Annotated in this window: 7 protein-coding genes and 1 pseudogene; all 8 read right to left on the bottom strand. The window is 51.6% G+C overall.

The annotated features are described in order from the left end of the window. Positions 1 to 664: pseudogene (locus KYE_RS14055) on the bottom strand (hypothetical protein); the annotation flags it as partial. After that, positions 657 to 1,622 carry a PD-(D/E)XK motif protein gene (locus KYE_RS14060; protein ID WP_008174563.1) on the bottom strand — a complete coding sequence of 322 codons (966 nt, stop codon included), beginning with the start codon at positions 1,620 to 1,622 and terminating at the stop codon, positions 657 to 659. The pseudogene KYE_RS14055 and the gene KYE_RS14060, both read right to left, overlap by 8 nt. Continuing rightward, a complete protein-coding gene (locus KYE_RS14065; RefSeq protein ID WP_008174566.1) occupies positions 1,606 to 4,353 on the bottom strand; it encodes a Z1 domain-containing protein in 2,748 nt (915 codons plus the stop codon). The genes KYE_RS14060 and KYE_RS14065 overlap by 17 nt, the downstream gene beginning before the upstream one ends. A 1-nt stretch (position 4,354) precedes the next feature. Continuing rightward, positions 4,355 to 5,182 (bottom strand): hypothetical protein, encoded by an 828-nt coding sequence (locus tag KYE_RS22010; protein WP_227497846.1) that lies wholly within the window; start codon positions 5,180 to 5,182, stop codon positions 4,355 to 4,357. A gap of 29 nt (positions 5,183 to 5,211) precedes the next feature. Further along, entirely contained in the window at positions 5,212 to 5,874 is a 663-nt protein-coding gene (locus KYE_RS22015) for an ATP-binding protein (RefSeq protein WP_227497847.1), read from the bottom strand. 160 nt (positions 5,875 to 6,034) lie between these two features. Further along, positions 6,035 to 6,313, bottom strand: a complete 279-nt coding sequence (locus KYE_RS14075) for a hypothetical protein (RefSeq protein ID WP_008174568.1) — start codon at positions 6,311 to 6,313, stop codon at positions 6,035 to 6,037. 114 nt (positions 6,314 to 6,427) lie between these two features. Further along, complete coding sequence (locus tag KYE_RS14080; protein ID WP_008174569.1) at positions 6,428 to 9,067, bottom strand: AAA family ATPase; 2,640 nt, start codon at positions 9,065 to 9,067, stop codon at positions 6,428 to 6,430. After that, on the bottom strand, positions 9,064 to 10,188 hold the full coding sequence (locus KYE_RS14085) for a metallophosphoesterase family protein (RefSeq protein WP_008174571.1): 1,125 nt from the start codon (positions 10,186 to 10,188) through the stop codon (positions 9,064 to 9,066). Before KYE_RS14085 ends, KYE_RS14080 begins: the two co-directional genes overlap by 4 nt. Positions 10,189 to 10,249 lie beyond the last annotated feature (61 nt).

The following is a 10,249-nucleotide window of genomic DNA, read 5'->3' on the forward strand; positions in this document are numbered from 1 at the left end:
AGTAGCTCTCAAGAGCTCCATCTCCTGCGGACGCTTTCAAGAGAGGTATTCCTCCCCCAAAATCCTGCTCAAAATCGATCTGAAGATCAGCTCGTGCCTGACCCTGATCCATAAATTGTTTAAGTCGCTTAAGATCCCAAACACTTAACGTGATTGGCTTGCCGTCAATTGGATCAAGAGGCTCCGCATCAGACCTAGCACTGAAGTTGCCATTCGTCGCAACTACCAGCTTGACCTTCTCAATCATGTTCCAACGAGTCGAAATAAGGTCAGCCAATCCAAAACCAGGACTTGTCTCTTCCAGCTGATTTTTGAAGTCTGGCTTCATACTGGATACAAGAAACCGGAAAAGTCGATTCTGCAAACGCTCCACATGCGGTCTGTTCAATACCCGAATCTCGTCACTCAGACCAAAATCACAGACGATTAAGGTTAAGACGCCAGAATTATCACTAGGATCTCCACCGTAGCCATCTACCTGCATCTGATGAACTGAATATTTACCCTCATAATATGCTCGATCAGCCTCATCGACTTCACCAGCTTCAGATAGCAAATCAGCCACTTTCTCAAAAAAGGCTTCTGCCGTTACTAATCCCATAGCATCCGCATCACCTTGAATATCAGCAATGAGTTGATGGTGAAATTCAAGTAGTTCAGTCATTACGCGGACCATCCTTGATTACTTTGATTAAGTCGACGTTGGTTTCGAAACTCGAGCAAGCCTCAAGGGATAATGAATACCTTACCATCCCGACACCAACAGGAAGTGGCACGGCAACCCGCGGGAACCCCTCAACAACCTCAAAGGTTTGGGACTCCCCGAGATGCCAACGTCTCTCCGAATAATCATTCTCCGGATCATATCCAGTTGTGAAGATCGCTTCTTCCCACTGGTCGAACACACTTATCGAATCTTCAAAGTGTGTAGCAGTAAGTTTTACGTGATCATGCAAAGTGAGCCCGTCTGGCGAAATTGCAGACGAAATATTAAATACTTTGAGAAACAGTCTGCAGCCTTCTACATCGGCTAGTTGCTCTTCGGATGAGATCGAAACATATGGTTTTGCCGCAACCCTACGAGCCTTAATTTCTATGCAACATCCAATAAATTCAAAGTCCTTCGATGATTTTGATGGGCCTTTCCACGCCTCTATTGCAGAATCAGCACCTAGTCCGACTGCCAACTCTCTAAGAAAGGCCAGTTCTCCCACCAAACCCCGCTGCTCTTCAACCGAAAGGCCTCTTTTACTCCCGCCCCTCAACAAATAGTGCCAACGCTGGGTTCGCTGAAGCGATCGAGTCAAAGCTTCATCAACATTAGTTGCAGCCTCACCAGCAGCGACCACATCTCTACATAGCGTCTCGAAAATTTCGATCTGACTACGCTCATTCAAAGCAATTACAAACGCCGGCGAAGAACCAGCGTTTCTAAAAGATAGGGTCAGATTTTTTAGTTTTGGTAGCTTTGGAGGTGATAGTGGCAACTGTGGAAGTCTTAGCATCAATCCTGGTGTTCGCTTTTCAAGGACAACCCAAAAGAAGTCGAACCGGCCAGCCATATTTACACGTCGAGCTTCATCATTGGTCAGCTTGTTCCAAGGATCATTTGTCGCTGTCATCATCAGCCTCCTGATCCTCATCCTCATCCTCATCGCCAAAGAGTTCTTTATATCTCACGGCATTTACTACATATTCTACGGTCTCCTCTGCTCGAGAAGATCTAGGCAGACTTATTCCCCATCCGATTACAGCTTCGCTTGGCATAAGATCCTGCTGACGTTCGTTTTTTTGCTGTTCCGGTACTTTTGGGCTAACAAGATGGAGTATGAAAAGGCCCCTTTTCCTGACCTCTCGGTAGATCTTGTCGGCAAAGTTCACCTTCCCTTTCCCAGCCTTAGCTTCATTTTTGTTCAAGTAATTAGATTCCGCCTCCTTGATTTCAGAGTCGCTAAGGCCAGCCTTTTCTATCCCTCTTGACGCAAGGCGCATGCCTTTACCGCTAAACGCCATGTAGTGCAGCTTTGGCTCTCCAAAGCTCACTGTTCGCTCTGCCGGTATTATTGGCAAACCTAAACAGCTATCTTCTTCGCCACTTTGTTTGCTCGTCACCAATACGTCCCAAAAAGCCAGCTCACCTTGTGATCGCGCATTAATGTACTCACGAACTGGAGGGGTATCTGTCGTTACACTTTGGTCTGCATTTCTCCAGCCTGCTAAAAATTGGTCAATTTCATGAACAGGAACATCCCTAAACAAATACCCCCAATTATTTTGCTCATAATCTTTTCCCAGTTTCAACAAACTATCAACAAAAATCTTGGCATTTCTCTTATTTGCATCTATGTCTTTTTGATGAACACTAACTTTAGCCGTCTCAATAAACTGATTTGACAAACCGACTTTTGTTATTACCTTGGCGCTTGCGCCCATTTTATTTCTTGCAGTAACCAATAGAGACGCGGGATGGCTCCTGACCGCCAGACCAAACATTCTCGGCGTTGCCTTAGCCTGCTCCATAATTTTTAGCTCATCGTGCAGCTCATCTGCCGCTTCAGCAATAAATGCATACCAGTCTATTGCTTCTTCTGGCATCCATATCCTGCATAAATCTTCATAACCGTCTCTGTATCCGAACCATCGACCCATCTGCATTAACGTGTCATACATCATGGTATTTCGAAGGAACCAAGTTACAGTAAGACCCTCCAGTGTTAGGCCTCGGGATAATGAAAACCCACCTACCGCGATGACTGTTTGGCCTCTCTCACCGCCTTGCGAGTAATCAAGATCATTGGCTCTACTATTGACTTCAACGACCTTCGCTGCCGCGATTGCTTCGAACAAAGCTGCTTGCACGTCTGCCCATTCAAATTCTGTTTCTGAGTACTCCCTTTGCCAAACCTTTTTTAGCTCTGAAAGCTCAGGGTCGGACAAGCCGGAAGTACCAAGAGAGGCATTAATCCTCACCGAATCTTTGATACGATCTAAAGCTTCGTGTATTCGGTTTCTTAACTTGCTTTGTACGGCAGTAAAGCGGCTTGCATTTACTAGCATTGAACAATGTGCTGAATCGTTCCCCCTCAAGTTCCTTATTGTCCGGGATAGCAAAAAGGTTCTCAAAGCCGTCAAAAGAGACCGTGGAAGGCTGTCTAGAACATGATCTATCTTATGTTTAATTGGCAGGATATCTTCATTATCGCTTATATATCTCAGCCATTTTGGCTCATCATCATCAGGCAAACCATCGATAAATATTTTCGAAGGACCAAAATAATTCGTGGGGGCATCCAAACCGATAATAAAGTCTCTCGGGAAAAGGTCCTCATTAAACATCTTGTCATCTTCATCAGGATCTATAAATATATTAGCAAACGGAGTCGCAGTATATCCGACGTAACAACTCCGATGAAACATGCTCAAAAGATCTCGAATTTGACCATTGATTTTTGTTATTAGCTTTTTGTTGTATGCCGTATTTATAGATGCATTATCAGCTTCATCATCAATAAGTAGCATGGGCTGATCAATCATTTCACGATCACCCCTCGCGCTATTATCTCTCAGCCAATCTAAAAGGTTTTCCAGTGTTCGGTGGTTTTTCTTGATAACCAATACTACAGGAACTTGGTAGGAGCCGATCTCACTTGTATTCGTCGATGCAGTCTCTTTGTTAAAGTCTTTAATCGTATTTGTTAAGCTTACCGGCGTTCTACTGAAATCAAAGTACCCCACCCCAATTTTATGCCTAGCGCCTCCATTTCCTCGCTCTTGACTGCGTCCTGTGTCGCGACCAATGAAGCCCTCATCTATTCTCGCCTGGGTTTGATTTCTAAGATTGTTGTGAATTCCCGCAATCACAATAATCAGTCGATATCCCGCATCTGCGGCCTTACAAATCAGCCCAGTGTAGTTTGCCGTTTTCCCGCTTTGAACATGTCCAACAACCATGCCTCTACGATCCCAAGGCACCTGCTTTTCGGGATCACCTAACCGACCCAGGATTTTATCGGTGACTTTGTCCGTAGAAGTAACGACATCTCTGGGTAGACCATTTTGCAGCAGAAGCTTCTGATATCTTTGCCAATAGAACGGTTCGATCTTGACTTTTGCATCGTCTAGCCAAGGCTCAAATTCGTCCCCATCAACAACGGCTCCTAAACCTGCTTTAATGCCCTGCTTCGTTTCTATTTCTCGAGCGACTTGCTCCAACGTGTCGGGGTTTAAGCCCGGAGCAACAGCCTTAGCGAGAGCTCCAATCAGATCTCGTAGTTCCTCTTCCGTTTTTCGCGGTTGATTGAATAAAGCAGATTCGACAACGTTAACTAGTTGATCATAGCTACTGACCGTCATGCTAAACCCTTGTATCAGGAAGATCCGGTTGACCGAGGTAATCTTCGATCAACTTTTTAACCACATACCAGTTGTCACGTAAAACTGGATGGCTCTGCATTACACCGGGCATAGCGTCAGGCGGGATACCTGAGTCGCTCAATGCCTCCGCCATGGAGGTAACCAATTGTCGAAGATCTGCTTCGTCAGCCTGGTCTGCAATCACCGACTCAGCATTGCCCACCAACTCGGCATGCAAAGTCTCAATCGGCAACCCCGATCCAACAATTCTTATACAACGATAGAACCCTTCCCTCAGATGGTCTGGTAGCTGAGCTGCATATGCTTCAAAAACCGGATGGTCGATGTTTGGGCGGAAGAAAACTTGCCCATCTTTCTGAAGTCGGTTCCAAATAGGCTGCTTGGTCTCGTCTACCAGCTGTTGGCCTCGCCTTCGATATGTGCGCTTTGAAGTACCAACAAAATGTTCAACTACTTTTTTCAGACGGTCGCGTACTTGGGGGGGTAACTGGGCCGATGCCTTTTTGACATCAATTTTCCAATCAGAATCCATGGTATTGGGGATATCAACAGCAATCCGGCACAACTTTGTCAGCTCAGTCTGTCGGGCTAGGCCAAGCCAACCTCCGGATATGATGAGCCGATTCTCCCGATAAATATACAAACCTTGGGATTTCAAATGGCCCTCGGGACCTCCCGTTTCGTCCCATTCTTGGCGAGTCATCTTTTTATGGTGTGGCAAGGTGTAGCAACGAATTCGCACCTTGCCCTTGCTCAACATCAAGACTTCTTCCGGTAATTTTTGAGTCGAATGATGTGAAGAAGCCATTGGGTCTATTGGCCTAAGCTCTCTGCCATTCAGTGAAATGCGTATCTTTGGTTTTTTCCTTCGAGAAATCGATGAAACACCAATCTCAAATGGCGTTCGGCCAATCCTAGTGCCTCATTCAGGTGTCCAACGCGCTTTGCACGGTCGTCTCCATACCCTCCAACCAGACGATCTAGCTTCTCCCACACAACAACTGTCCCATCAGCAGACAAAAACTCAAGCCCGGGGACAGAGGAATGATCATCCAGCAATTCGAGAGACCAGTCATTGCGTTTAGATACCCGATCCAGATCCCAGCGAGCGCAGGAAGTCTTAGAATCCTTAACGGATAATACTGTGAGTGATCGACACTGGGAGAAGCTGGCGCTTTTCAGACCAAGACCAAAGCGCCCAAGGTCCTCCGAAGCTCTTTTATCTGAAGGATTCTTGGACCCAAGACGCATAGCTTCGACAAGCTCAGTCTCAGACATGCCAGAACCATCATCCGCGATAATAATCGATGGTTCTTCAGCGGTAGTGTTTGCAATTAGCTGGACAGAAGTCGAGCCAGCAGAAATTGAATTGTCGATAACATCTGCCAACGCTGTATCAAGGCTGTAACCGAAGTCCCTGTGCCCCTCAATAAGTGAAGCGGCATACGGGGTTGCATCGACTTCTCGTATGGGCAAGGCCTGCTCTACTTCTCGATCCATATCACTACCTACAACCTATCCATGAATCCTACGTTTTCTCGAGCGGCTCTCCCTACGCTATCAGACCCCGTTCAAACTCTGGCCGCCAGCAAAAGATTAGCCTGCTTCGTACTTTTTATTGCCTCAATACTGCAAGAGAAAGTTACAGTTTCCAAGGTCTTTAACTAATTCGAGCACAGGTTTTACTAATTGACGCCGAAAAGGTTATATCGTAAACACTTGGATCCGCGATGCTCGATTGCCAGTTCTCGAAAAACAAAAAACGTAAAATGGCTCCTTTGATGCCCTGTTCCGTCAAACCAGAACCCGCATCCGGAATATTTCCATCCTCGGGAATTTGCGGAAGGAGCTCCAGGTGAAGCTCCTCCATGCTGACTTGGAACATTGATTCCACAAACGCATCGGCATTGTTGTTGTAATAGGCCAGCGTATCCTTCATCAAATCGTTCCCTTACGACTAGTTAGCCTGAAGTCTATTCAAACCAGGCTACCAGTCGGACAAGACGCGGCCAACAAACTTTTGGGTGCTATCCACACCAACCGGCTACGTGGATTAAGCCCCTTGCTCCTTCGATGCCTGAATATCCACAGGCGGCACCCCCAGGTCCTGCCACTTCTCCGGATGGCAGGTAAACAGCAGTATCTGATGCCGGCTCGCCGCATCGAACAGGATGCGTTTCATATCTTCCAGGCGGTCGCTGTCACTGTGGACTAGGGTGTCGTCGAGGATGACCAAGGTTGGCCTTCCGGCTTCCCGCAGCAGATCGGCATAGGCCAGGCGGCTGATAAGGCCCATCTGTTCCCTGGCGCCAAAACTCAGTTCGGTAATCTGCCCCAGTTCGCTGCCCCGGCTGAAGGTGCCGGGCCGGAGCTGTTCGTCGACTTCCAGGGAGGCTTCGGGGAAAAGCACCGACAGGTAATGGTTGAGGTGCTTTTGCAGCGGTGCCTGCAGGCGGCGTGTGAGGGCCTGGCGTTTTTCTGTGAGCAGGTTCAGCAGCAGATCCAGGGCCTGGGCGCGGCGGTGCAATTCCTGATAGCGGCGATTGCACTGGTCGTACTCCGCCTCTTTCTCATTGAGCTGTTCTTCCAGCCCTTCGGCACCCCAGGCTTCAAGCCTGACTTTGATATCCCTGAGCTCACGCCCGCGGTTTTCCTGGGTCTGGCGTAGTTGATTGACCGCATTCTGGTAGCGTTCGATGTCTTGCATGAGAAAGTCCGGTCGGGCTTCGCGGATTTCCCGTTCGCGGCGTTCGAGGCTGGCTTGCAGCTCGGCCTGTTGTTTTTCGAGGTTCGCCAGGTCGGTGGTGATTTGCTGAAGCTGCTGTTGCCGTTCCGGGCTCTTTTCTTCATCCGCCAGCCGCTGCCATTCGGTTTTAGCGTTGTCCCGCGCCTGCTTCAGTGCCGACCGCTTTGCCTGGTGCTCACGCTCATCGGATTCGGCCTTGTCCAGCGCGGTGCCGGCCTGAACGAAAGCGGCTTCTGCCTCCTCCAGGGCGGGTACGTTCTCTTTCTGGTCCGGTTCTGGCGTGGCCTGCAACTGGCTTTTGGCTTTCGCCAGTTCGCTTTCCGCCTCGCTCTGTTCGGAGACAAGTTGCTCAATGCCGGCCGGTGCCACGGATTTCAGCAAATCTTCAGCGTGCTTCTGGGCTCTTCCGGCGCTTTCAAAGGCTGACAGCCGGTCTTCGGACTGTTCAACGGATGCCACGCCGAGGGTTTTCAGCTGTTCGGCGAAGCTGTCCTCGAGGGTTTTGAGCTTCCGGCGAGTACTGGCCAGCTCTTCGCCGCCGGGGGTTATGCCCAGGGTACCCACGCCCGGGATCACCAGGGTGGATTCTTCCAGAAGCTGCTGCTCGCCTTGCCCGGCCAGTTGCTCGTTGTTCAGGGTTAGGGATGCGCTGGCTTCCAACTGCCAGCTCAAGCGGGTGGCGATGGTCCGTGAACGAATGGTTTCTTCGTTCAGCTGGTTCGCCGTGGTTTTCAGGTTTTTGACCGCGGCCGGATCAATGCGGTTGTCTCTAGCCTGCTGCCTGGCCTGCTCCAGCTGCTGGTGGTAGTCCCTCGCTTTGGCGAGGTTCTGGGTCAGCACTTGTTTTTGCTGTTCAAGCCGGCGGACATCCTGCTCCAGCCTTTGTCGCGTTTGCAGCAAGCCCGCCAGTTTGCGTTGCTTTTCCGCTTGCTCATAGGCGGTTCTGGCTTCGCTCAAACGACCTGCAATCATCGGCGTTTGGGCTTCTGCGGTGGCGAGGTCTCGCTCCGCTCGGTCCAGTTCGGCCTTTCGGCCTTCAAGCTGGCGACTGAGCCCTTCAAGGTGTTCCTTGTTCTGCTGCAACAGGCGGTGGTTTTGCTGCAGCTGGCTGAGCGTAGCTTTCTCCTGGTTCTGTTGTTGCTCCAGGCGCTCAACCTGCTGATAACGCACCCGGGCCTCCTCCAGCTGGCGCTGGGCGTCTTCCCAGGGGCGCTCGGCCTCGGCCTGATCATAATCCTGGGCCAGTTTGCCAAGCCGGTCGACCTGCTCCTGGTATTTATGCACCCGCTCCTTCAGCTCTTCAATTTCAAGTTCAGATTGAGCGCGGTCTTTTTCCAGTTTCAGGTAATCGCCCCGGGGCTTGCCGGTACCGGTCAGCAGGGTGTCCCGCTGGCTGCGAACCGTCTCGATCAGGTCGTCGCCCCCGGAGCTGGCCACTTCTCCGACCATGGAATTAAGGGCGGACTTCAGATGGTCCCCGGCATGCTCGATAGCCTGCTCAATGTCCTGCCCGGTGCCCTGCTCCACCCACAGCAGTCCCGGTATGCCCCAGTGTTCGGCTTTGCTGGCACCGCGCTTCGGGTACTGGTAGCCCAGCAACTCGGCCAGTTTTTCTTCCGCGTCGTCTTCGCTGTAGGTGTCGGTGCCTACTTTCAGGTCACAGCGTTTTCGCTGCAGGAAGCTCTTGGTGAGATGCCAGGAACGGCCCTCGTGCTCAAAATCCAGTTCAACGGTGGGCGCCGCGGCGGAATCCCCCCAGGGGCGCAGGTCGTCAACGGCGGTTGAGCGGTAGCGCTCGAAAAATGCGGCACGGATGGCACGCACCAGGGTGCTTTTGCCGGACTCATTGGGACCGTGAATCAGGTTGAGGCCGGGTTGCAGGTTGTCCAGAACAAAGGGTTTGCGGAACTGGCGTAGCTGTTCAATGCGCATTCGCTGCAGTTTCATTGGCTGGCCTCCTGTTCCCGCTCTCTGAGCAGTCCTGCCAGAATGGCCAGCGCGTCCCGGGCGGCGTCATCCTGCGCGCCCTCTTGTTGACGCTCGCGCAGGCTTTCGACGACTTCGCCCACGTACCCGTCCGCCTTCAGGGCGGCGATGTCCTCGTCGGTCGGCGCAAGCTGGAGCCCGCTGCGTTCGCACCGCAGGCTGCGGAATCGGGCTTCAGCCACCGAGAGCGCCTTTAGGAGCGTTTCTTCTCCAGCCAGGGTTATCGAACCCTCAAGCCGCAGATCAACAACGGCGGATTCCGGCAAGGCGTTCAACCGCTCCAGCAGTTGGTCCAGATCAGACTGCACCGCCAGGGTTTCCCGCCACTGGTGCCACTGATACCGCCCCGTTGGGAGTGAGGTTACGTTCGGGGTTGCTCCGGGTTCAGACACTTCAACGATCAGGGCATTCCCCGCTTCGTTGTTCCGGAACCGTTCCGGCTCAGGCGTTCCGCTGTACCAGGTGCGTTCATCGATCTGTTTGGTGCCGTGCCAGTCGCCCAGGGCTAGGTAATCGAGCCTACTGGCTTCGGCTCGGTCTGGTGCAATGGGATTGGTTGAATCAATCTCGTCCGGCAACAGGCCCTGGACGCTGCCGTGGGCCAGGCCGACTCTGAGAAAATCTTCAGGTGTTTCGTAGCCGCTGAATGGCTCGGTCAGATCGCCGTAGGTGTGGCGCTGAGTCAGGGGCGCGCAAAGGATGCTCAGGCCCCGGGGTTCCAGATCTATCACGCCGGGCTGTAGGGCGAGGTGTACGTTCTCCGGTACCGCACCAAGGCGCTGGGCTCGGGTCCACACGCTCTCTGCCAGGGCGGCGTCGTGGTTGCCTGGCAGCATGACCCAGGGGCCGGCAAACCCCTTTGTGGCGTTGAATACCCTCCTGATAGTGCGATCAGAAACCGTTTGGGCATCAAAGACGTCACCGGCCACCAGTACCGCGTCGCACTGATGTTCGTTGGCCAGTTGAGCAAGTGTTTCAATGGCCTCGAACCGGGCCTCGACCAGGGCTGCACCGTCTTCGGTCTCGAAACGGGTGAAGGCCCGGCCCATCTGCCAGTCTGCCGTATGCAAAAACTTTGGCATTTTATCTACCTGAAAGATCTGGAAATTTTGGCGTTATTCTAGACTACCCGCGCCTGTTTTA

Origin of the sequence: Marinobacter manganoxydans MnI7-9 (genome assembly GCF_000235625.1) — a bacterium.
Taxonomy (GTDB): Bacteria; Pseudomonadota; Gammaproteobacteria; order Pseudomonadales; family Oleiphilaceae; genus Marinobacter; species Marinobacter manganoxydans.

Bases quoted from the DNA above. Each gene is read 5' to 3' on its own strand.
- KYE_RS14060 (WP_008174563.1), bottom strand. From the start codon at position 1,622: ATGACAGCGACAAATGATCCTTGGAACAAGCTGACCAATGATGAAGCT.
- KYE_RS14065 (WP_008174566.1), bottom strand. From the start codon at position 4,353: ATGACGGTCAGTAGCTATGATCAACTAGTTAACGTTGTCGAATCTGCT.
- KYE_RS22010 (WP_227497846.1), bottom strand. From the start codon at position 5,182: ATGGCTTCTTCACATCATTCGACTCAAAAATTACCGGAAGAAGTCTTG.
- KYE_RS22015 (WP_227497847.1), bottom strand. From the start codon at position 5,874: ATGGATCGAGAAGTAGAGCAGGCCTTGCCCATACGAGAAGTCGATGCA.
- KYE_RS14075 (WP_008174568.1), bottom strand. From the start codon at position 6,313: ATGAAGGATACGCTGGCCTATTACAACAACAATGCCGATGCGTTTGTG.
- KYE_RS14080 (WP_008174569.1), bottom strand. From the start codon at position 9,067: ATGAAACTGCAGCGAATGCGCATTGAACAGCTACGCCAGTTCCGCAAA.
- KYE_RS14085 (WP_008174571.1), bottom strand. From the start codon at position 10,188: ATGCCAAAGTTTTTGCATACGGCAGACTGGCAGATGGGCCGGGCCTTC.